The following is a 22,123-nucleotide window of genomic DNA, read 5'->3' as shown; positions in this document are numbered from 1 at the left end:
TATTCACCCCTATAAACAGAGCCTACCCGAATTGGATAGGCAATCATTGCTATTTAATAATCCTGTTTTGCTTAGCTAAATTTTGTAGCGTTGTACCTAATTGCTTTTGCTTAGACTGTTCTGATTGTTGTAACTCACTTGAAATCTCCTGCATATTGTTTTTAATATCCAAATCAACTGCATTTATTAATAGATTTGTATCTTCTTCATTTAAACCAAATGCATTTGCGACCTTTTTAGTATTATTTAACTCGTATTTTGTTTCCATTTAATTACCCTTTCTTTTTAACGTTTTAAAAACAACTTGTTATTGTGTTCGTATGGCAAATCATTACCATTAATATATGATGTAAATATATTTTCTCTAAAGTAGCCATTCAATGCTTCCCTAGCCTCTTTATCATCATATAATTGTTCTTGACTATAAATACTCGCATATTGCTGATGCTCATCTTCATATCTATCATTAATATCTTCTATTTCATCAATGATCTCATTATATGCATCGACTACTTTTTTTAATTTACCTAAAGCTGATTGCTTTTCTGATTCGTATAATGATGACAACTCGCTTTGATGTTTTAATAATTCAATTGTCTTTTGATATTTAACTTCTTTCGACACACTTTTCTTTGTCTCTAAGCGTTTATTAAGTGCTTTTAGTTTCTTTTCATCAGCATCTGTTGCTTGATATAGGTTATCTGCTTTATCATCTTGTCCATCCATGATTAACTGTTTATATGTGGACTTATCTATCTTTATTTTACTCTCCAATGCATTACGCTCTTGTTTCAATTCTTGTATAGCCTTTTGTTGATCTATTACAAATTGGTTGTATTCTTTAAAGTACGATTCAGTTTTCATTTTTATCCCCTTTACACTTTAATTCGTTTCAAAGCTTCATAGCGTTTCATACTGCCATCAGCTAATTTCTTAATACTTCTCATCGCTTGTTGCTTTTCTTGTTCTGTCGTAATGATGTAATAACCACGTTCACTAGGTTTATAACTGCACCCGATAGGATAGCCATAATCATATACTAATGAATTGATTACTCTTCGTAACCATCGTTCATTGCTTGAATTATATTCATATCCCAATTGATTTAAGATTTTAGTTTTAGTAATATACTTATTGGACGTATTTTTTATCACATTGAAAACTTGCAGGTGTTCGGTGGGTAAATGATACGTCTCTTTTTCTGCGATACTTTGCATTTCTACACCCCTTTATTTTAATTATTCCATATCTAAATTATACCATTTTTACAGGTCTAAAACAAACTTACGTTCGCTTTATAGCGCGTTTTATCAATTGTTTAGCTTATCGTATATAACACTTATAAAATCATGTTATAAACTTAACATTAGGCTTTTCACATTAACTTAATACAGAACTTAAGTTCGATAAAAATAGCACGAACAAATAGCGAACAAAATTAAGTTTTAGGCCTATACCAAAAACACACACTTTAGCTTGTATTAGCGTTAACAAAGTTCGCACACCTTGCACAAATCTTGCCATTTTTTCAATTCTCAAAGACTGTATACCTTCCGATTTTAAAAGCTAATACCTTTATATAACCTTATTATTTTCAAAGCCATAAAATAGCTTAATATCAACGTTTCATACTTTTTTAAAGTTCTGTACCTCAACCATTTTAAACTGCTATACCTCGTATAAAATCGTAGTATTTTATTAGGAGCCACACACTACATGTGACCCCTCATAACATTATTTACTCAAGCTATAGTAAGACGCTTTTAAATCATTCAATTTACGTTCTAAAGCCTTGTAATCCTCTTGTATCGCATTCTCATCTTGTACAAACTCAGTTACTAATTTCAATCCCTCAACTAACTCTGGTGCTGGTTCATTGATTCCCGTAGCTAACTGATACAACATTTCAATATTCGCTATCATATCAGTATTACTTGATTGAATGCCCTCAAGTGTATCTGTATCAAATCCATTTTCTAGGTACTCAAACACATCACTATTATTTGATTCTGCATATGTTTGTAATCCATACATAAAATACTCATCTTCAAACAAATGACTAGCCATCATATCACTAATAGAAAGCTTTTTACCGTCATGTAATTCATAACCCACATAATGTCCCTCTATGCTTCTTATAAGCCCCTCAGTGTGCTTAGGTGACGCTAATTCAAATGATTGCCTTACTTTACAATCTTTAATATATACATGACCGAATAGCTTGCTGTTCATCATCACGTATGCCATATCAAATGGATCATTGTATAACTTAAAGCAACATGGTTGCACTTTACTATGTTCTAATAATCCTGTGTAGTACCTTAGTAACGTGCCTGCTCGTGTTTCAAATTGGTTTACGATAGTTTCTAAGTTCATTTGATTTTCTCCTCTTTATTTATTCTTAATACCATAGGCACCCATGAGGGCACGTCAGTTTGTTGTCCATCTTCTGGATAACAAATAGCTAATGGTAAATTAGGAACTCTACCATCCAACAAATAACGCATTACAAAACTACCTCTATACACTAAATCAAGTTGTTCACTTTTAACTAATTCAATCAACCCAAACATTGTAATTTTGTTCCATCCACTCCAAAACACAATATTCTCATCCTTATCGTGTGTGATACTAGTTCTCCCTATATAGTCGTGATTCAGTTCTTTAAACAAATCTTCTAACTGATATATCGGTATCTCCTTATATTCTTTTACATAATCGTATATATACTTTTTAAGTTGTTCTTTATCCATGTGTAACCTCCAGCATTAATTTGATGTTTTTTATTTTAGTAGAGGACTAGTACCCAGTGAGTCCCCAGTGATTCTTTTACTTCGGGTACTATCAAACTCTTATCACTACGTTACTTTATGCAAAAAGTACCCGTTGTACCCGTATTTTATATAATAGGAAACCTGTATTATATGAATGTTCTTACAAAACAACTTATTTTAATTAAATACTATTAATAAACATTGGGTACTTCGGGTACTTATGGCTTTAGAGACTTGATATTACTGCGTTTATTGAGTACCCGTTTTATTTTTTTATTGGGTACTCAACGGGTACCGATGGGTACTTATCAATAATCAGAATTAGGATTATATGAATTAGAAAAGTCAAAACCCAATTCTTCAAGTACTTCTCGCCTTATAGCAAATCCCCTATACTTTACCGTTTGATGTTTGACCTGTTTTTGTAACCTGTCTTTTTCACCTTTAATTAAATATCCTTTTTTGTCCCATTGTCCAGTGATGGTCTGCAATTCGTGTGTTAACTTCTCTTTGACTGTTTCACCTAATATACATAAATAATCACGTTTATATATAGCTTTGATGTCGCCATTTTTGACTGAACTATAACCATCACCAGCAATATTATTTCTATTCGCATCTAAATATTGTAATAGTTCCTCTAACAGTTGCTTAGGTTTATCAATCGTCTTATTGTTTTTAACCATGCTGTCATAGGCTTGTTCAATAATTTTAAAATGATCATGTTCAAATCCATCAATATCATTCAAAACCTCACCGGTAACTTGTAGTAACGCAAAGGCGCGTCCTAAACGTTGCATGATTTCATTACTACCTTTTTGATTAAAATACCGTTGATAGCTCTCAAAAGCTTTCTTATACACGTCTTTTTTAGACTCATATTGTTTAATAAATGCCAACCCTAACGTTCCATAGTTCTCCCTAAACGATTTGTCTAATGTGGTAAAATCAAAATTATCTGGATATGGTGGATCTTGTAGTGTAACTACACGTGCTGATACACCCGCTTTTTCATCAGCCATATTTGCGATAGATGATTCACCAGTAGAAATTAAAATATTTCGCCATTCTTTTTTAGCGTTTAGTGTTAAATTAATATTACTTCTTGATTTGCTTTCGCCACTAGAAAAGTTATATGTGGCACTGGTAACAAACTTAGGATGTGTGTTACGTGTATCATCTTTAAACATTGGAAATGAGTTCAAAAATGACGCCATCGATTCAATACTATTTTGAGTAGAACTCCATGTCGTAATAAGGTCACTGGTTCCCCAAACACTTGATACTAAGTTGAGTGTGAATGTTTTACCTGTGGATGTACTACCTGATATTTCTACAATAAAGGGCTGTAATCCAAATTCTCTTAATAAAACCGAACCTAAAGATGCATACAACATAACCATCACCATTGGTAAATCTTTTATTTGAGCAAACACCTTTTTAGAGTAACCTTGTAGTGTTCCTTTACTTCGAAAAGAGTCTATTAACTTTTGAAACCCTTTATCATTGCTAAACAACTTGACATTGCTGTCTTTCATTACTTCTTGATAAGGATAAATAAAATAACCTTTCACATGCCCCAAACGCGTTGCAACTTTAACATTTAATGGTGGATTATACCGTTTAGATACATTAATATAGTCAACAAGTTTAGTAGATGTCGACGATGTTACATCTAGCTTTTTATTAACCAATTTCAAGAGTTGACGACTATCTGAAATTTCTTCGGCACTCACTGCTATATTTACAGGCGTTTTATTGTCATAGAAAAGCATATTAAAGCTGACTTCGTTACTTTCAATATCTTCAAAGCGTTCAGTGATTTGAGGGATTGTACTTGTGATAAAAACCTTTTTATCTGGTTCACCTTCTTTTTTACTTGGTATAAGTTGATATAAGGCAACACCGCATTGATGATGTTCAATTTCATAGCCTTTCGGTATAATTTCTTGTAAGGCACTATCTTTTTTATTAATTTTTTCAATTTTATCAAGTACATCACTTTTACCTGTTTCCATACAAAGCCCCTTTCTAATTGTTATAGTGTTTATTTAATATCGATTGAAAAGTGGCGTTGATTTCTTGTTCTTTCATAGGTGGTTTACATGCGAATTGCCCCCATAATAAAGCATATGAATACACAATATAATCATTGACGCGACATCTTAATAAATGCCCAACTAAGCTAGCTAGTGCATTGTTACGATTGCCTTCGGTTGTTCCAAAGCTTAACTCACGCCAGTACGCACTATCACGTCGCGTGTACCCTATAACATTAGGACTAGCATTTGATTGTTCAAGTTCCTTCGACCACTGTTCGAGCATATCAACATCGATAATTGGACAGTCATTCACTCGTTTAATAAATATGTGCCCTTTTTGAATAACTGGTAATGCAAAACATCTACTTGGCTGATATGAACCTTCATCAACTTTATGACCAATTTTGTTTGCTAATACCTTTGAATATTTACGATAATCATCTGCACTTATCCGCTCATTTAGAGGGATATACAGGCGTATTCTAGCTTGTTCAGTTCTGTGCGAGTAACTTGTGTGCCAAAACCATGCAACATTGCTTAAAGCTGAGCTGATTGCTTCATGTAATTGCTTTAAATCATTTGTTTCATCGTAATCAAGTACAATCACATCTCTGTATACGACATTAACGTCATTGCGATGCTTTTTGATAATTTCACCATGATCATTTGCACCATTTTTAATATCACCGTAAACAGCAACACCACGTGCATACTTATAATTTGCTTCTATAGGCACAGACAGTTTATTAATTAACTTACTCCATTTAGGTTTTGAAAAGCTCTTAAATGAACGTGAGTCTAAACTTTCATAATGTACCACTGAAACATGTGTGTCATATTCTAATTTAATTTCATTCATTTTTTGCACCTCTAGTGATTCACAGAGTAAAAAATGTTATAATAAAAATATGTAATTTTTAAATTACTCTGTTATTTTTATTAAATGCTATGCGTTACTTTCGCTTTGGTCGGCTTGAAGTGACGCTTTTTCTATTTCATGAAACTTATTCATTAAACCGTCTAATTCTTTCAAATAAGTAAGCATTAATTCTGTAACTTGTTCGTTGTGAATTCTATGTTCGTTATACGCTAGACCGTAATTAACCGCTTCTTCTTTAGTTTTTAACGATCTCTTCCTAAATCGTTCATCTACAAACCATGTATGTGTAGTCGCTACATCTTCCAACTTTTCTTTTACTATCTCTATATTGCACATTAAATTTCTAATCTCCCAATTCATTTATAATTCCTCCACTTCAATATTTCCCACAATGTAATCTAATGCCCACTCTAACATTCCAATCACGTGTCCTTTGCGATCTGTTGTATGTTTATGTTCACCTTTTTCGTCTATGACACTATAACGGTAAACGTGTTGTGTTTCTTTCATGACATCACTTAGCGTCATTGTTACTTCATCAAGAATTAAAAATGCTTCATCTTCAAAATCTAATTCAGCAAGAATATTGAACAATCCATTATGAACTAACTTTAAAGCATATTCATAAAATGCTGTATCCTCATTGAGATAACTAATATCATCATAAGTTTTACTTTTCTCGTATAATACTACTTCTAATACTTTAACCACTTTTGATAATTGATATTTTTGTTTGATTTTCATCTTAACTACCTACCTTTTTCTTATTTTTAATTTCTGTAATTTTTGATAAATCCATTTCTAAACACGCAACTTGAACATCTTTACTAACATCAGGAAAGCACTGTTCAAATACTTTTGGCGGTATATTTAACATTAAATTATGTTGAGTATCTTTAATGTTGTACCAGCCAACTACTGTTTTTGTAATAATCACTTGTTTTCGCACGTTGTAATCTCTCCTGTTAAATTAAATCCATAAGTTACCATCATGCCGTACACACTAAAAGCGACATACATGTTAGATATTGCTAGTAATAGTATTGTTAACAATGAAACTAAGCAAATATAAGTTAAGTACATTTTCATTGCCTTGCCTCCTACATCCATTTTTTATGACGTTTCTTCATGTACTCCTCAAATCTAGGAATACTGATAACCGTCATAGTTGATGACAATGAATAATACAAATCGTCAACACCTTTAGGATCTTTCTCCCACTCTTTTAAAATACGATTTGTCGAACTATACGAAATACCAAAAATACTTGCTAGCGCGTTTGGTTTAGCAAACAGTGGTTTTACTACAACTTGTTTTGGTTCACTGATTGTATTTTCCTTAGTCGGTATATCTTTCAACTTTGTTCTAGCCATTTATTTGACCTCCTCTTTTTCTTCTATAAAGATGAAAATATCTTTTATATCAACATTGAGTCTTTTCGCTATTTTATTAGCTGTTTTTGGGGATGTCGTTCTTTTACCATTAACAATGGAATTCAAAAAGTTAGAATTCACTTCTATTTCGCTTGCAAAATCTTTTAAACTCAATCCTTCAAATGCAATCAAACGTTTCAAATAATTCACTTTAGCAATCATAAAAACACCTCCTCACGCTAAATGTTTGTAAACTTTAATTTTGTTTACAAACAAATAGTAACATCTTAGCTTCCTTTTGGCAAGTTTTTAATTACTTGTTTACGAACAATAAGAATAAAAGTATAATAATCAACATAGACAATAGGATATTTACAGGAGGATTGATAAAACATGCAACAAAATAGTCTTGAAGATTTTTCAAACATTCTTAAAAATTTTAGAAAAGCAGAAGATTTAACTTTAGATACTCTTTCAAAGTACTTAGGTGTATCAGATGTGTATGTTAGTAAATTAGAAAATGGTAAGCGCTTTCCATCTAAAAATATTTTATTTTGGTATGTATTGTTTATGGATCAATCTCAAATGCATGATGATATTGAAAAATTACTAACTATATTTAGTGAAAACAAAAAAATAAGCTATGAACAATTGAGAACAGAATATGACGAGTTTGTTAAAAAATTCCGAGAAAAACAAAAAAAGCATTCAAGTAAAATCCAAAGAAAAGAAATTAAACTTACTATGAACGAATTTAATCAATACCAAATTGAGGAAATAGACGAGCCTTACTTTGATTTAAAATGGCTATTAAACCAGTCTGAATATAAGCTGTTTTATAGTGGCATAGATAACAAAAATTCTCTTGGTTTTAATGAAGTTTTATCAGAAAGCGATAAAAAAATGTTAAGCGAGATTGTTAATTCAGTAATTCAAAGAATATATAATGATGAAAATCAAAAATAATACAAAATTAAGCAAAGGGGAAAATAATGAAAAAGATATTTTATTGCTTTCTATTGATATTTTCTATTTTAATGCTATTTGGAGGAATAAATGAAGTTACTCAAAATAAATTGACTTTTATAGATATTTTTATGTTTGCTATTTTTATATCTCTTATTGTATTTAGTATAGTTAAATTGTTTAAGCATAATCATTTAGATTATAAAAGCAATAAATCCAATACTAATCACAAAAATATATCTAATTCTAAGACGACTCAGTTTAACACTGTTCAATCAAATGACCATATTAGGAAAAATAATATCACACATGATATTGAAACTAATAATACTAAAAAAGTAAAACAGGTAAAGTCAATTACAAACAATAAAACTAATACATTAAATAAAGACCAAGTAAAATTGAATGAAAATGTCCAAGAAAATAATCAAGATTTAGTTATAGATGTTAAAGATGATAACAACAATAATTATCATTATGATTTAAATGCTAACGATATTTTAATATTGCACCTAAATAAAAATAGAGAAGTTGGAAAAGAAGTTAAAAATCATTTTTATTTGCTAGAAAACCAAATTAATGTAGATGAAATTCTAAACAAATTAATCAACTTAGATTATCTAGATATAAAATCGAATTTTGATGTTTCTTTATTTTATCTTAAAGTCCCAGAATTAAAAGAAATATTAAGAGAATATAAACTCAAATTAAGTGGAAATAAGCCAGAATTGATAGAAAGAATCAAAACTAATATAGATGAAAATGCGATTAAACTACCACAAGTATATGTTCCAACTTCAAAGGGGAATAAAATAATTGGTGAAACGGAATATATTTTACACTTTTATAACAGTCCAATTATTTCATTAGGTTCAGCACATAAAATGGCAAAAGAAGTATTAAATATAGATGATAAAATAGAGTATATTTATTTTTATTTATTACAACAAAATCAAAAATCAAATAATTCAGATCATAGAACAGCAAATATCATAAATAGTTTAGTGCTTTACTATAAAAAGACTAATAAAGATAAAGACGTTATAAGAAAATATACTAATTATGCTACTTATTTATCAGTAACACAAGGTATCCACTCAGCAGACTTTCCTATACTCTAGTGAAGAAAACATTATAGATAGACTATTTATATATTTTAATTATCATCTTGAATATTATGAAAACATGTTATTTATAGACAACGTTAGTAGACGTTTATTTAAAAACTTATTCTATGAAGATATTAAATCTTTCGAAGATACAGATAAAAACTTTTGTGATGAAATCTGCGAATTACTATTTGCTCAAATTTATAATAATAGAAATATTACATTAAATAACCTTCCAACTATAAACTATGTTTTAGAAAAAATTAAAAAAGAAAATGAAATAAGAATGACAAAATATGACTTTTAGGAGGCTCACTCACATGTGGTACGAGAAATTTACTAATAAACATGGTGAAACTAAATATCGCTATTATGAGAAGTACAAAGACCCTCTCACAAATAAATGGCGACGTGTTAGCGTGGTTCTCAATAAGAATGGTAAGCAGTCGCAGAAAGAGGCTCAGAGACGCTTAAATGAGCGTATAGAGGCAAAACTGAATGATAATACACCGACAACGTTAAAATCATTAACTTTTCATGTCGCATGTGATGAGTGGTTTCAGAATTATATCAAAACGTCTGGGTCAAAAAGAACAACTATTAAAACTAAATTGAGTAAGCTAAACACTTTGAAGAAATTTGTAGATGAAGATATTTTAATCAATAAAATAACACTTTCATATGCACAACAAGTTTTCGATGAAATGGATAGTAAAGGTTATGTATATCAAGTAAACAAAGATGCGTTAAGCATATTCAAAAATGTATTTGAATACACTAGACGCATCTACAAACTGCAAGATTTAGAATTTTTAAAAGATATAACGTTAAATAAAAGGATTAAGTCTTATGATGAAGTGAAAGCTAAACGTAATAAATACCTCGAATTAAATGAAATACAATCTATCATCAAAGATATTAATATGAAGGCTCAGAAGATGCACTCAGGTATCCATAAGCGGTTTTATTTATTCGTTGCACTCATGACAGAATTCCAAGCCTTAAATGGTATGCGTATTGGTGAAATGTTAGCCATTAAAAATGAAGATATAGACTTTGATAATAAGAGTTTAAATATTAACGGAACCATCCATTGGTTTCACGATGAATCTGGTGGATTCGGTGTAAAAGATACCACTAAAACAGAGTCTAGTTATAGAACAATTGGATTGAGTAGCAGAAGTTGCGAGATATTAAAGAAAGCAATACTGGAGAACAAAAAGGATTCAAAATGGAATGATGGATATCTAAATAGAAATTTTGTATTTACTAATCATAAAGGCAACCCAATGCAGACTGAAAGATTCAATAAAATCCTTAGGGAATCAGCTAAAGATGTGGGTATTGAAAAAGAAATTTCTTCACATATATTAAGACATAGCCACATATCATTACTCTCTCAACAAGGAGTGTCACTTGAAGCTATTATGGATCGTGTAGGCCATTCCGACCACCGTACAACACTTTCTATTTATTCACACGTTACTGAACAGATGGATAAGGATATGATGAACAAACTTGAACAGGTAAAGCTTGGATAATGCGCTCAAATCTGAGCGTATTTTTTTGTTTAAAATTCGATAATTTGCATATACTGCCCCTTTTATGCCCTTTTTCTATTTCCAACACCATAAAAAAGCCCCTTAACTATTGTTGTTAAAGGGTTTTATTATTTAATTGCAATTAATTAGCAGGAATTACTGCCCCATTGTATTTTTCATTAATGAAGTTTTGAATATCTTTAGATTGTAATACTTCGATTAATGCTTTAATTTTCTTATCATCTTGATGACCTTCTTTAACTGCAATTAAATTAGCATATGGATTGTCTTTCGCACTTTCAACAGCAATTGAATCTTTTTTAGGATTAAGTTTTTGTTCGATTGCAAAGTTTGAGTTAATGATAACCGCATCAGCATCTTCGTTTTGATAAATTTTAGGTAAGAATTCTGCTGATTGTTTATTGTTGAATTTGATATCTTTTTTATTTTCAGTAATATCGCTGAATTTCGCGTCTTCAATTTTTACGCCTTTTTTAATTTTAATTAGTCCTGCGTCAACAAAGAATTTCAAGAAACGTCCTTCTTCAGCTGGATTATTTGAAACATATACTGTTGCACCTTTTGGTAATTCTTTTAAGCTTTTATATTTTTTAGAATATACAGCCATTGGTTCTAAATGAACGTCCCCAGCACTTACTATTTTGTATCCTTTATCTTTTTTCTCAGTATTTAAATAAGGTGTATGTTGGAAATAGTTTGCATCGATTTCACCTTTATCTAATAATTTATTAGGTGTAGTGTAATCGTTGATTGTTTTAATTTCAAGATCATAACCTTTTTTCTTTAATAATGGTTTTGCTTTTTCTAAAATTTCAGCATGAGGTGCAGGTGAAGCACCGACTGTAATTTTCTTGTCATCGCTGCCACCTTTATTTCCATTACCGCAAGCTGTTAATACAACTGCAAATGTTAATACTAATAAAAATCCAAATAATTTTTTCATAAAATGAAACCCCCAATTTATCGTTTATCAAGTTTATTTGTAAGCCAATCCCCGAAGAATTGGATTATAAATACAATAATTAAAATAAAAACTGTTGATACTAAAATGACATCATTTTGATTTCGAGTGAATCCTGTTAAGTAGGCTAAATTACCTAAACCACCTGCGCCAATAACTCCAGCAACCGCAGTTGAACCTACTAAAGCTATTGCTGTAACTGTAATACCAGAAACTAACGCTGGCATTGCTTCGGGTAAAAGCACTTTACGAATGACTGTCCAAGTGTTTGCTCCCATTGACCAAGCCGCTTCAATAACACCTTTATCAATTTCTTTAAAAGCAATTTCAACAAGCCTAGCATAAAATGGTGCCGCACCTATAATTAAAGCTGGTAATGCACCTGTTGGCCCACTAATTGTTCCAAGTACCAAACTAGTAAAAGGAATTAATAAAAGGATTAAGATAATGAATGGTATAGCTCTAAATAGGTTTACGACAAAAGATACAATTGTATAAAAAATTCTAGCACCTTTAGACTTACCTTTTGCAGATAAGAACAAAAGAACACCTAAGATGAGACCTAAAATAAAAGCAAATATAGTTGAAACGACAGTCATATAAAGTGTTTCGACTATTGCAGTCCATACATCTGGCCACTGCACATTAGGCATTGTTATCATTTCATTAATAATATCGCTAAATGATTTACCCATGTCTTAACACCTCCACTTTAACTTGTCGCTCAATTAACTCTTTTTTGAATTTTCCAAAATCTTCGTTTGTAATAAACGGAATTTGTAAAATTAAAAAGCCAACTGTTCCATCTTTTGTATTTTTTATATTAGCTTCTAAAATATTTATTTTGATATTAAATGCGCTAGACAAGCTCGATACGATTGGTTCCGTAGTTGTTGAACCTGCAAAATTCAATCGAACAATGTAAGCGTCTTTGTCTAATGGCTCTAAATCTGTTAGAGATGCTTCAAAATCATCGTTTAAATCTTCTCTCACAAACCTCTTTGTTACTGCATGTTGAGGATTTTCAAATACATGAGTAACCGGTCCATGTTCAATCACTTTACCATTTTCCATAACAGCTACTTCATCACAAATACGACGAATAACGTGCATTTCATGTGTAATTAAGACGATTGTTAAGTTTTGTTGCTCTCTAATTTTTAATAAAAGATCTAAAATTTCATCTGTCGTTTGCGGATCAAGTGCGCTTGTTGCTTCATCACAAAGTAAAACTGTCGGATCGTTAGCTAATGCGCGTGCAATACCCACACGTTGTTTTTGTCCACCAGATAACTCAGATGGGTACGCTTTTTCTTTCCCTTTTAAACCAACCAGCTCAATTAGTTCTAAAGCTTTTCGTTTCGCTTTTCTTCTACGTACACCAGCAATTTCAAGCGGAAACATAATATTTTTAAGTACTGTTCTTGACCATAATAAATTAAAATGTTGGAAAATCATACTCACTTTTTGTCTTTTTTTTCTAAGTCCATTTTTAGATAATTGCCCAATGTGATCTCCGTCAATAATGACCTCACCTGATGTAGGCGATTCCAAATTGTTAAACATACGAATCAAAGTACTTTTTCCTGCTCCAGAAAATCCAATGACGCCATATATCGATCCCGATTTAATCGATAAATTAACGTGATCTACAGCAAGTACTTGTTTATTTTTAGTCCGATATTCTTTGACGACTTCTTTTAACTCAATCACGTTTATTCCTCCCTGTGTTGCTATATAAAAATAAAAAATGCTTTCTCAAATCGATAGAAAAATTGAGAAAGCAATAGAAGTATTGTTTCTCTCATCTTCAAAAGTCATAACTTTATGTGAATTGGCACCATTTCTATATAAGACGGTTGCCGGGCTTCGCAGGGCACATCCCTCCACCACTCTCGATAAGAGTTTACGCATCATTTAATTTGTATTAATCCTAACACCTTAGTAAAAATTCGTCAATAACTATTTTAAATTTTCTAATAAATCAGTCACCGATTGAAAAGCATAAATTCGTTTTACTTCTTTATCTTTATTCATTAATAATAAAATCGGCACTGACATAATTTGCATATCTTCACAAAATTGAGGATGAAAGTTTAAATCTATTTTAATTAAAGGTAACTTCAATATTTCATTAGCAATATCTAACATTCTTTCTGAAACCTTACATGTACCACATGTTGGTGTATAACCAAAGATTAAATGTTTTTCTTCCTCATAATGCGTCGTTACATCTGTGATGTCAATTGAATTATTCATTCGCTAAAACTAACCTTTCAGTATTTAAATTCGGTATGAGAGATGATTCTTTCTTACAATTGAAACCATGTCTAGTAAGTACATTTGCTAAATATTTTTTAGGACAGTTAGCAACTTGACAATAGGTTTTATCTATAAATATGTGTTCACTTTCACTTAGATAGCGTTTAAACCATTTCCTAATTCGTTCACCTTCGTCATCAGAATCTGCTAACACAAAAACTTGTTTCCCATATAAAGATTCTATCATATCGTCTATTTTATCTATACTCATCGTTCCGTGCGTACAAATAATATTTACCGGTTCTGCAATGACTTGTTGTACTTTTTTCTTATCTGATTTTCCTTCAACAATTATTACCTTATTTACAATAGCCATAATCATCACCCTTTAAAAATCAATAAAAACCTGTCACTGTATCATTTCACATTATTAGCTTGAATAAAACATAAATCACAAAAAATTTAAGCAAGCTTAATGTAACGATTACAATATTAATAATTTTTGGCTTTCAAGGACAATTTGAATAACTAAATAGAGCTTGAGACACTAAGTTCTTAGGCAATGTAAAAAAGCTGATTTCTACTGATTATTTGATAGGAATCAGTTTTTTTCAAATGTATTTGATAATATACAGCTCGTTGAGCTGCTATTTTCCTTATATTAAGTGCCATTAATACAAAACCTAGCTCTCGTTTAATTTTATCTATTCCTCATTCATCGAATTCACTATCAGATATCGTTTCAACAATTTCATTAACATATCGCGCAATATCATTTTGAGGAATTCTAACAGAAGTTTCTATTGGTAGTGTATGTTGGGTCATATTATAATTTTTATACGTAAGTCACCTCGTTAATTTAGTTTAGTGATATTTATTAAATTATACGAAGGGACCCAACACAAAAAATTCAAATTATTGAATTTTACATTTATGTGCAAGTTGGGCTAAGTGTCTTATTTTTTAAAGTATTTAAAAGTAAATTTACATGTTAATACGTAGTATTAATGGCGAGACTCCTGAGGGAGCAGTGCCAGTCGAAGACAGGGGCCCCAACACAGAAGCTGACATATAGTCAGCTTACAACAATGTGCCGGTTGGGGTGGCTGAGACGGCACCCTAGGAAGGGACCCGTCATCAAAAATTCTATTTATAGAATTTTACAATTATGTGCCAGACGGGCATAGCGAAGCCATTCAATACGAAGTATTGTATAAATAGAGAACAGCAGTAAGATATTTTCTAATTGAAAATTATCTTACTGCTGTTTTTTTAGGGATTTATGTCCCAGCCTGTTTAATAATACATTTTACTAAAGTTAATCATTTAGTTTACGATTGTGTTAACTGCAATACCAAGAATACATGTAATCATCAAACTTCATAGCCTCAAGGTCAGAAGACTTAACTAAGATATTAGCAATACCAAGGTCGCCCCACATAATTGAAGAACTTCCATCTCTCGTGGAATCAATTTGTAATAACACTCTGTCATACATTTTCAGTTCTTGATCATTCGTTCTTGGATCTCTTTGATCAAAATAAGGATAACCACCAATTTGATTATATGGTTCTTTAGCAGTAAATGTGTTACACACAGGTTCCATTAATTCATCATAGTCGCCAAACATTGATTTTAATTTAAAGGATGGATTGACTTTATTCCATAATGCAAGGACGTCTTCATCGTACTTATAATCAGCACATGTGATTGTTTGTTTCGTCAGCTTAAATTCAATAGAAAATGCCCCACTAAACGGTATATTCCCATTGTTTGAATCTCTTGACTTCATATGTGATTGAATTTCTTCAAATGATAAATCGGTGATTGGCTCTTTTATATAAACAAGTCTCGAGTTGATGTTGTTTTCTTTTAAATTTTCCGACATACCATACATTGGATCTTCTGAACTAATCCAAAACTGCAATATTCCTTCTTTTACAGGAAATATTTCTTGTTGCTCTGGAAGTTGACTCAAATTAATTTGCGCTAACAATATCATCGGTACTTTATTTTCATCTAAAGGTATATCTTTAAAAGATTTTAAAAATGGTATTCCACCAACTTTACTCTGATTCAATGTTTCTTCTTTCATCTCTTTTAGATTCATTTCAATACATGGTAATACTGGTAAATTACCGTTTTCTACGGATTCTACGAAACGGTTATATGCTTTTTGCTCCTTTTTAGAAAGATGACTAACGTCTTGAATGTTTAGCATTTTAATTTCCCCCAATTTATATTTTTAAAATAACTTAATACATTATCTTCGTCATTCTTAAATAATAAAATAAAGCATTGTTTTAAAATATAGTACCTAATAAATTTCATTTCGTATTATTTACTTACTCAGACCAAAAATTAACTCCTCAATATTAAATTAAGGAGTTACGTAGTGATTATTCACCAATCATTTCTGCATATTTTTCAGCTGTTAATAATGCTTCAATCTGACTTTCATCACTAATTTCTACTTTTACCATCCATGCTTTTTCGTATGGAGATTCATTTACAAATTCGGGACTATCTTCTAGTTCTTCGTTGACTTCAACTACTTTACCAGAGATTGGCGCATATAATTCTGATACAGTTTTAACTGATTCTACGCTACCAAACGTATCCCCTTCATTAATTTCATCATCAGTTTCAGGTAATTCAACAAATACAATATCACCTAACTCGCCTTGCGCATATTCTGTGATTCCGATTGTTGCAACGTTGCCTTCAACTTTAACCCATTCATGCTCTTTTGAATATTTCAATTCATTTGGTACTGCCAAGAGAATCCCCTCCTAATTGTTCTTTACAACCTTAATGATGCCATAAGGCTAGATGCTATTCAACTATATTTATAAAAATTAACAATTGAATAGCCTCTTTCATTTTACATGTAATTATTCTAAATATCGAGACATTTAGTAAACGATTACATTATTATTATGATAACCAAGTCTCTTTATATTGATCTTCTTTAAATCCTAACGTAATTTTATCACCTAAAATAGCTAATGGACGTTTTACTAACATCCCGTCTGATGATAACAATTCTAATTTTTCATCGTCAGATAACGTTTGTAATTTATTTTTTAAGTCTAGTTCACGATATTTTGCACCATGTGTGTTAAATAATTTATTAATCTCAACACCTGTTTCAGCAATAATTGTTTTAAATTCATTTACTGTAGGTGTATGTTGAACAATATCAATTGGTTCATAACTTACGCCATATTCATCTAAAAACTTTGCTGCCTTTTTACAAGTTGTACAATTTTTATATTGATAAAATTTAATCATGCGACTGTTACCTCCTTTATATATTTAACATAAATATATCATTTTCCATGGCAAAAGGCTTTTATTTTGAGGCTAAAATTTTTTAATAAACAAGAAGTTTAGCTATAATAAAATTATCAAGCATACAAGAGGAGTTGTAACTATGCAAGCAATTAAAAGTAATGAAGAATTCAAATCTGTAATTAACAATGATAACCCAGTGATAGTTAAATTTGAAGCAGGCTGGTGTCCTGACTGTCGTGCAATGGATATGTGGATTGATCCAATTGTAGAACAATATAATAACTACGAATGGTATACCGTTAACCGTGATGAATTAGAAGATGTAGTGGTTGAAAACGAAGTCATGGGTATCCCTAGTTTATTAGTATTCAAAAATGGTGACAAAATTGCCCATTTACATTCAGCTAATGCAAAATCTCCTGAACAAGTGGAATCATTTTTAGCTGAAACATTTAAATAGTAATATTACTGAATACTGACAGTATTTACAACATAATAAAAAGCTGGGACAACTTTGTAATGAATCCTTAAAAAGTATGAATTCTAACTTTAAGGGCACATCAAAGTGTCTCAGCTTTTTTCTAAATCTCATCTTATTAATATAATGTAATTAAATTTCTGTTTTTTCGCGGCGCTTTAGGCATATGATCTTCTAAATCTGTTAAATACAAGAATCCAGCTAAAACTTCATCTTTTTTAATTCCTAATGTTTTTCTTACTTTCGGATCATAAATATATAATGGTGATTTCCAGCATGTACCAATTCCCGCTTCATAAAGTAATAACATTAAATTTTGAGTATAAGCACCAAACGCAAAATAGTTTTCATCATTTTGGCGTTGTCTAGGGTCTGTTTTTAAAATAAGTAATAACATACCACCAAGGTTCGTTACTGCATCATAATGAGATTGTTGCTTATCTAATTCATTCGGAAATGCAAATTTAGATATATCTTTACTCATTTCTCCTAATCGATCTTTTGGAACATGCACAACTCTCCAAGGTTCCCTCATTCCGTGATTTGGAGCATCAGCAGCTTTTTCGATTGCTTGGTATAGCAATGCATCATCTATGTGCATATCTCTTTTAAACTTTTTCACACTTCTTCTATTAGCTATTGCTTGTTGTAATTCCATTATAAAATCGCTCCTCCACGAACAATGATAATACTTCTCAATTATAATGCAGCCTATCTTTAAAAGCAAACGACTTACATTTTATTGATATAATGACACTTGTTCTTTTAAATCAACCACATCAACTTGACCTGGTGCTTGAGGTTCTCCTATACATCCATATGTTAACGCGCCACCAAAGACCCCCTGTGCTGTTCTACTTATTAATCCGAGTTTAGACATAGATATACCTACTACTTTACAATTCATCGTGTCTGAAAAAGTAGCCATAGCTTGTAATAAATTTAAGACGTCGTTTTTATTCCGTGGCATAACTGCTAACTTTACATACTCTGGGTTGAACTTTTGCATTTTAAAATAAATGAATTGTAGCTCATCTAAAGACGGTGTCTCATTAAAATTATGATGCGAGATGATCACTTCTTTATCCTGTACTTGTAAATTTTTAATGACTTGTTGGAAACGTTCAAGCTCAATATCTTTATCCCATTCAATATCAACCATATCTATCTCTTTAACATTTGCCAGGGATGACAATAAATTCATATAAGAATTACTTGTAATTTCGCCACTCCCCCCCTGACTGATTGTACGATATGTAACTAAAACTTTATTTATTTTTGGTAAAGTTTTTAGTTTTATAACTAACCTTGACACATCATCAACTGAAATATTTTCAAGTTGGTCAATCCGAAGTTCAATAATGTCAATTACATCACTCCGCTTATTTATTTGTTTTTGTAAAGTCTCATCAATTTGAATTTGCGGTGCGATAGTAGCAACCACTTCCACAGTCTTCATGGTAAATCCCTCTTTTCAGTCGCTCATTATATTTTATTGTAAACAACTACTTTTCATCATTCAATGATACGTTACTAAAATCAATGATGATTACCTAATATTAATATGGGTAAAGCATAAATGTAATTTATTATAGGAGGTCATAGTAATGGCAATTCATTATGAAACAAAAGCTACAAATATCGGTGGTCGTAAAGGTCATGTTTATACAGATGATCATGCATTAGATGTCGATATCATTCCACCAGCACAAGCAGATGGAAAAGCAACAAATCCTGAACAATTATTTGCAGCAGGATACGCATCTTGTTTCAATGGTGCGTTTGACCTAATTTTAAAACAACACAAAATTCGTGATGCAAAACCAGAAGTAACAGTAACTGTGAGATTAGAAGACGATTCAAATTCAGAAAGTCCTAAATTAAGTGTTGCAATAGAAGCTAAAGTTAAAAATGTATTATCTCAAGATGAAGCTAAAAAATACTTACAAATGGCACATGAGTTTTGTCCATATTCAAAAGCTATTCATGGAAATGTTAAAGTTGATTTAAATGTAAGTATAGTTGATTAATAAATTAGGCTAGATAAATTCAAATGTAATATTTCACATAATATTCACATTTACCAACCAAATTTCCAGGTGATTTTTGGTTGGTTTTTCATTAAGATTAACATAGTAAATTCATATTAATTCTAATGAAAAATAGATCATTTTTATTTGTCCATAAGTGGTACCGGTTCCAATACTATCAAGGTTTCTGCCAATTTATATTAATTTGAAAGTTGAAGTTTTATTCGCCTACGTATTCATAATAAACAAAAACTTAAGCAGAATTTTAATTAAATTAATTCTCAATTTACAAGAATGCGCATTTAAATCAATGATTGCAAAATTTTAATAAACATTTTAATATGTAATTAAGAAAATTTTTTGCACAAAATCTTTCTTAATAATGATTAAGGAGGTCAGTAATGAAAATTAAAACATTAACAAATGATGATTTTAATGAGTATAAACGACTCGTTTCGACAGTCAAAGAAGAATTCACTCAAGATTCACACTATAGTCAAACTATGACTGACACCTTAATACATGACATTTTAGATGAAACTTTACCAACATGTATCGTCTTTGGCTGTTATGACCGTAACACACTCGTTGCTACGGCTACGCTAGAACAAATTCGATATGTAGGAAAAGAGCACAAATCATTAATTAAATACAACTTTGTTAATAACAACGATAAATCGATTAATAGCGAGCTCATTAATTACATCATTAGTTATGCACGACAGAATAACTACGAATCTGTACTTACATCAATTGTATCAAACAATATAGGCGCTAAAGTTTTTTATAGTGCTCTAGGATTCGACATTCTCGGTTTTGAAAAAAATGCAATTAAAATAGGCAATTCTTATTTTGATGAACATTGGCTTTTTTATGATTTGATTAATAAGTAATTCAGTTTTATATTTATATATTTCTTCATTTCTAATAAATTCAAATCATATTAGCAAAATGAATCCTTTCTAAACTGCTCTTATATTGAGCAGTTTTATTTTATTTGATATGCTTCTATTATATATTTTCAGAATTTTCAATACTTTAAAAGGGAGATCAGCTTTATGTTAGAAGCAATAATACATGGTTTTATCTTATCGATTGGACTTATATTGCCATTAGGAGCACAAAATGTGTTTATATTTAACCAAGGTGCAAACCAATCGAAATATAGATATGCATTACCTGCAATTCTTACAGCAGGACTGTCAGATAGTTTATTAATTATAATTGCTGTTATTGGTACATCTATCATTATTATGTCGATGCCCATTCTTCAAGCAATTATTTATATAATTGGTTTAATATTTTTACTGTATATGGCTTGGACAATTTGGAATGACAAACCTTCAGTGAACAGCCAAGTACAAGCAATGTCACCAATGAAACAAGTTAGCTTTGCCTTGTCTGTATCACTACTAAATCCTCATGCCATATTAGATACAATTGGTGTCATTGGTAGTAGCGCTGCACTATACAATGACAAAGATAAAATTGCATTTACTATTGCATGTATAAGCGTTTCATGGTTTTGGTTCTTTTTACTTGCAATATTAGGTAAATTCGTAGGTTCTATCGACAAAACTGGTAAATTATTATTAATTATCAACAAAATTTCAAGTGTCATCATTATAATTGTGGCTCTTATGATTTTACAAAAACTGCTACAACTATTATTTTAAAATTTCAGTCTCATTAAAAAGCGTTACATCAAAGACTCGAACTTGTCTAAGTGTAACGCTTTACATATTATAAATTTGGATCAATCAACTCTTCAAAGCTAAAAGTTCCATCGTCATATTTGAATTTTAAAATATTACAATTACCTATATTATGTTTCAATGCCTCATTTTTATCTAGGCAATATCTGAGAAACACTCCTATAATTGTTCCATGACTTACAACCAATGCATTATCCTTTGTTTGAGACATCAGCTCATGCAAAGCTTTAACCATACGATCCTCAACATGCTGCTTTGATTCACCTTTAAAAGGCACTATGCGATCTCCGAATAAATCTTCAGGTTTGTATAAATTATCAAATAGATATACAGACTCACCTTCAAATAATCCGAAGTGCCATTCTTTTAATCCTTTTAAACGATGATATGGTTGGTTAGGCGCGACATTTTCAAGTGTGTCACTTGCACGTTCCTGTGTTGATGATGCATATAAATCGAAGTTTATCCCCTTGCTTTCAAAATAACTACGTGCTTTTTCAGCTTGCAAAATCCCCAATTCTGTTAATGGAGAATCTCCAAATCCTTGTATTAGTCCCTTAAAATTAAACAAAGTTTGACCATGGCGCATTAAATATAACGTTTTAGCCAACAATAACACCTCTTCAATAAAAAGTATTGATAGCTCAAAATATATTATCTTTTTATTAAAATGA

Annotated in this window: 31 protein-coding genes and 1 riboswitch; of the genes, 7 read left to right on the top strand and 24 right to left on the bottom strand. The window is 30.9% G+C overall.

Going from position 1 to position 22,123, the window contains the following annotated elements; translation table 11 throughout:
* Positions 1-49: 49 nt before the first annotated feature.
* The 13 genes from ML436_04390 to ML436_04330 form a co-directional block, all read right to left on the bottom strand.
* The gene (locus ML436_04390) at positions 50-268 is read right to left on the bottom strand and encodes a capsid morphogenesis B protein (GenBank protein UMT78979.1); all 219 of its coding nucleotides are present in this window, start codon (positions 266-268) and stop codon (positions 50-52) included.
* A 17-nt stretch (positions 269-285) separates the two neighbouring features.
* Positions 286-864 carry a pathogenicity island protein gene (locus ML436_04385; protein UMT78978.1) on the bottom strand — a complete coding sequence of 193 codons (579 nt, stop codon included), beginning with the start codon at positions 862-864 and terminating at the stop codon, positions 286-288.
* Positions 865-875: 11 nt separating this feature from the next.
* Positions 876-1,217, bottom strand: coding sequence for a pathogenicity island protein (locus ML436_04380; GenBank protein UMT78977.1), 342 nt, complete (start codon positions 1,215-1,217; stop codon positions 876-878).
* 517 nt (positions 1,218-1,734) lie between these two features.
* Positions 1,735-2,376, bottom strand: coding sequence for a pathogenicity island protein (locus ML436_04375; GenBank protein UMT78976.1), 642 nt, complete (start codon positions 2,374-2,376; stop codon positions 1,735-1,737).
* Entirely contained in the window at positions 2,373-2,753 is a 381-nt protein-coding gene (locus ML436_04370; protein UMT78975.1) for a hypothetical protein, read from the bottom strand. Before ML436_04370 ends, ML436_04375 begins: the two co-directional genes overlap by 4 nt.
* Positions 2,754-3,082: 329 nt before the next feature.
* Positions 3,083-4,792 carry a DUF927 domain-containing protein gene (locus ML436_04365; protein ID UMT78974.1) on the bottom strand — a complete coding sequence of 570 codons (1,710 nt, stop codon included), beginning with the start codon at positions 4,790-4,792 and terminating at the stop codon, positions 3,083-3,085.
* 13 nt (positions 4,793-4,805) lie between these two features.
* The gene (locus tag ML436_04360) at positions 4,806-5,675 is read right to left on the bottom strand and encodes a primase alpha helix C-terminal domain-containing protein (protein UMT78973.1); all 870 of its coding nucleotides are present in this window, start codon (positions 5,673-5,675) and stop codon (positions 4,806-4,808) included.
* Between the two features lie 87 nt (positions 5,676-5,762).
* On the bottom strand, positions 5,763-6,056 hold the full coding sequence (locus ML436_04355; protein UMT78972.1) for a DUF1474 family protein: 294 nt from the start codon (positions 6,054-6,056) through the stop codon (positions 5,763-5,765).
* Positions 6,057-6,440: a pathogenicity island protein gene (locus ML436_04350; GenBank protein UMT78971.1), complete on the bottom strand. Its 384-nt coding sequence runs from the start codon at positions 6,438-6,440 to the stop codon at positions 6,057-6,059. It abuts the gene before it with no gap.
* 1 nt (position 6,441) lies between these two features.
* A complete protein-coding gene (locus tag ML436_04345) occupies positions 6,442-6,645 on the bottom strand; it encodes a pathogenicity island protein (protein ID UMT78970.1) in 204 nt (67 codons plus the stop codon).
* The gene (locus ML436_04340; GenBank protein ID UMT78969.1) at positions 6,630-6,785 is read right to left on the bottom strand and encodes a pathogenicity island protein; all 156 of its coding nucleotides are present in this window, start codon (positions 6,783-6,785) and stop codon (positions 6,630-6,632) included. The genes ML436_04345 and ML436_04340 overlap by 16 nt, the downstream gene beginning before the upstream one ends.
* 11 nt (positions 6,786-6,796) lie before the next feature.
* On the bottom strand, positions 6,797-7,069 hold the full coding sequence (locus ML436_04335; protein UMT78968.1) for a helix-turn-helix domain-containing protein: 273 nt from the start codon (positions 7,067-7,069) through the stop codon (positions 6,797-6,799).
* Positions 7,070-7,291 (bottom strand): helix-turn-helix domain-containing protein, encoded by a 222-nt coding sequence (locus tag ML436_04330; protein ID UMT78967.1) that lies wholly within the window; start codon positions 7,289-7,291, stop codon positions 7,070-7,072. It abuts the gene before it with no gap.
* A 171-nt stretch (positions 7,292-7,462) separates the two neighbouring features.
* On the opposite strand from ML436_04330, the gene ML436_04325 reads away from it, so the two are divergent.
* From ML436_04325 to ML436_04315, 3 genes are all read left to right on the top strand, one after another.
* Positions 7,463-8,035, top strand: a complete 573-nt coding sequence (locus tag ML436_04325; GenBank protein ID UMT78966.1) for a helix-turn-helix domain-containing protein — start codon at positions 7,463-7,465, stop codon at positions 8,033-8,035.
* Positions 8,036-8,061: 26 nt separating this feature from the next.
* Complete coding sequence (locus tag ML436_04320; protein ID UMT78965.1) at positions 8,062-9,156, top strand: SAP domain-containing protein; 1,095 nt, start codon at positions 8,062-8,064, stop codon at positions 9,154-9,156.
* Between the two features lie 308 nt (positions 9,157-9,464).
* Positions 9,465-10,685, top strand: a complete 1,221-nt coding sequence (locus ML436_04315) for a site-specific integrase (protein ID UMT78964.1) — start codon at positions 9,465-9,467, stop codon at positions 10,683-10,685.
* A 142-nt stretch (positions 10,686-10,827) separates the two neighbouring features.
* Here the strand turns inward: ML436_04315 and ML436_04310 are convergent, their stop codons facing one another.
* From ML436_04310 to ML436_04275, 8 genes are all read right to left on the bottom strand, one after another.
* Positions 10,828-11,649: a MetQ/NlpA family ABC transporter substrate-binding protein gene (locus ML436_04310; protein ID UMT78963.1), complete on the bottom strand. Its 822-nt coding sequence runs from the start codon at positions 11,647-11,649 to the stop codon at positions 10,828-10,830.
* A 17-nt stretch (positions 11,650-11,666) separates the two neighbouring features.
* Positions 11,667-12,362, bottom strand: a complete 696-nt coding sequence (locus ML436_04305; protein UMT78962.1) for an ABC transporter permease — start codon at positions 12,360-12,362, stop codon at positions 11,667-11,669.
* Positions 12,355-13,380: a methionine ABC transporter ATP-binding protein gene (locus tag ML436_04300; GenBank protein ID UMT78961.1), complete on the bottom strand. Its 1,026-nt coding sequence runs from the start codon at positions 13,378-13,380 to the stop codon at positions 12,355-12,357. Before ML436_04300 ends, ML436_04305 begins: the two co-directional genes overlap by 8 nt.
* Before the next feature lie 88 nt (positions 13,381-13,468).
* Positions 13,469-13,572, bottom strand: a riboswitch (SAM riboswitch).
* A 57-nt stretch (positions 13,573-13,629) separates the two neighbouring features.
* Positions 13,630-13,926, bottom strand: a complete 297-nt coding sequence (locus ML436_04295) for a thioredoxin family protein (GenBank protein UMT78960.1) — start codon at positions 13,924-13,926, stop codon at positions 13,630-13,632.
* On the bottom strand, positions 13,919-14,305 hold the full coding sequence (locus ML436_04290) for a toprim domain-containing protein (GenBank protein UMT78959.1): 387 nt from the start codon (positions 14,303-14,305) through the stop codon (positions 13,919-13,921). The genes ML436_04295 and ML436_04290 overlap by 8 nt, the downstream gene beginning before the upstream one ends.
* A gap of 966 nt (positions 14,306-15,271) precedes the next feature.
* Positions 15,272-16,150, bottom strand: coding sequence for a DUF1963 domain-containing protein (locus tag ML436_04285; GenBank protein ID UMT78958.1), 879 nt, complete (start codon positions 16,148-16,150; stop codon positions 15,272-15,274).
* A gap of 178 nt (positions 16,151-16,328) precedes the next feature.
* The gene (gene gcvH / locus ML436_04280; GenBank protein ID UMT78957.1) at positions 16,329-16,709 is read right to left on the bottom strand and encodes a glycine cleavage system protein GcvH; all 381 of its coding nucleotides are present in this window, start codon (positions 16,707-16,709) and stop codon (positions 16,329-16,331) included.
* A gap of 157 nt (positions 16,710-16,866) precedes the next feature.
* Complete coding sequence (locus tag ML436_04275; protein ID UMT78956.1) at positions 16,867-17,223, bottom strand: arsenate reductase family protein; 357 nt, start codon at positions 17,221-17,223, stop codon at positions 16,867-16,869.
* A gap of 142 nt (positions 17,224-17,365) precedes the next feature.
* Here ML436_04275 and ML436_04270 point away from each other — a divergent pair, with 142 nt between their 5' ends.
* Positions 17,366-17,686 (top strand): thioredoxin family protein, encoded by a 321-nt coding sequence (locus tag ML436_04270; protein ID UMT78955.1) that lies wholly within the window; start codon positions 17,366-17,368, stop codon positions 17,684-17,686.
* Positions 17,687-17,822: 136 nt separating this feature from the next.
* On the opposite strand, the gene ML436_04265 is transcribed toward ML436_04270, so the two are convergent.
* Together ML436_04265 and aroD are read right to left on the bottom strand one after the other, a co-directional pair.
* Positions 17,823-18,362 carry a nitroreductase gene (locus ML436_04265; protein ID UMT78954.1) on the bottom strand — a complete coding sequence of 180 codons (540 nt, stop codon included), beginning with the start codon at positions 18,360-18,362 and terminating at the stop codon, positions 17,823-17,825.
* 81 nt (positions 18,363-18,443) lie between these two features.
* A complete protein-coding gene (gene aroD / locus ML436_04260; protein ID UMT78953.1) occupies positions 18,444-19,163 on the bottom strand; it encodes a type I 3-dehydroquinate dehydratase in 720 nt (239 codons plus the stop codon).
* A 148-nt stretch (positions 19,164-19,311) separates the two neighbouring features.
* On the opposite strand from aroD, the gene ML436_04255 reads away from it, so the two are divergent.
* From ML436_04255 to ML436_04245, 3 genes are all read left to right on the top strand, one after another.
* A complete protein-coding gene (locus ML436_04255) occupies positions 19,312-19,734 on the top strand; it encodes an organic hydroperoxide resistance protein (GenBank protein UMT78952.1) in 423 nt (140 codons plus the stop codon).
* Between the two features lie 401 nt (positions 19,735-20,135).
* A complete protein-coding gene (locus ML436_04250; protein UMT78951.1) occupies positions 20,136-20,627 on the top strand; it encodes a GNAT family N-acetyltransferase in 492 nt (163 codons plus the stop codon).
* 165 nt (positions 20,628-20,792) lie between these two features.
* Entirely contained in the window at positions 20,793-21,410 is a 618-nt protein-coding gene (locus ML436_04245; protein UMT78950.1) for a LysE/ArgO family amino acid transporter, read from the top strand.
* 67 nt (positions 21,411-21,477) lie between these two features.
* Here the strand turns inward: ML436_04245 and ML436_04240 are convergent, their stop codons facing one another.
* Positions 21,478-22,059 (bottom strand): phosphoglycerate mutase family protein, encoded by a 582-nt coding sequence (locus ML436_04240; protein ID UMT78949.1) that lies wholly within the window; start codon positions 22,057-22,059, stop codon positions 21,478-21,480.
* Positions 22,060-22,123: the final 64 nt, after the last annotated feature.

The organism is Staphylococcus roterodami, assembly GCA_022493055.1.
Classification (GTDB): domain Bacteria; phylum Bacillota; class Bacilli; order Staphylococcales; family Staphylococcaceae; genus Staphylococcus; species Staphylococcus singaporensis.
Note: the sequence above shows the minus strand (reverse complement) of the source record. Positions and strands in the feature narration are given on the sequence as shown.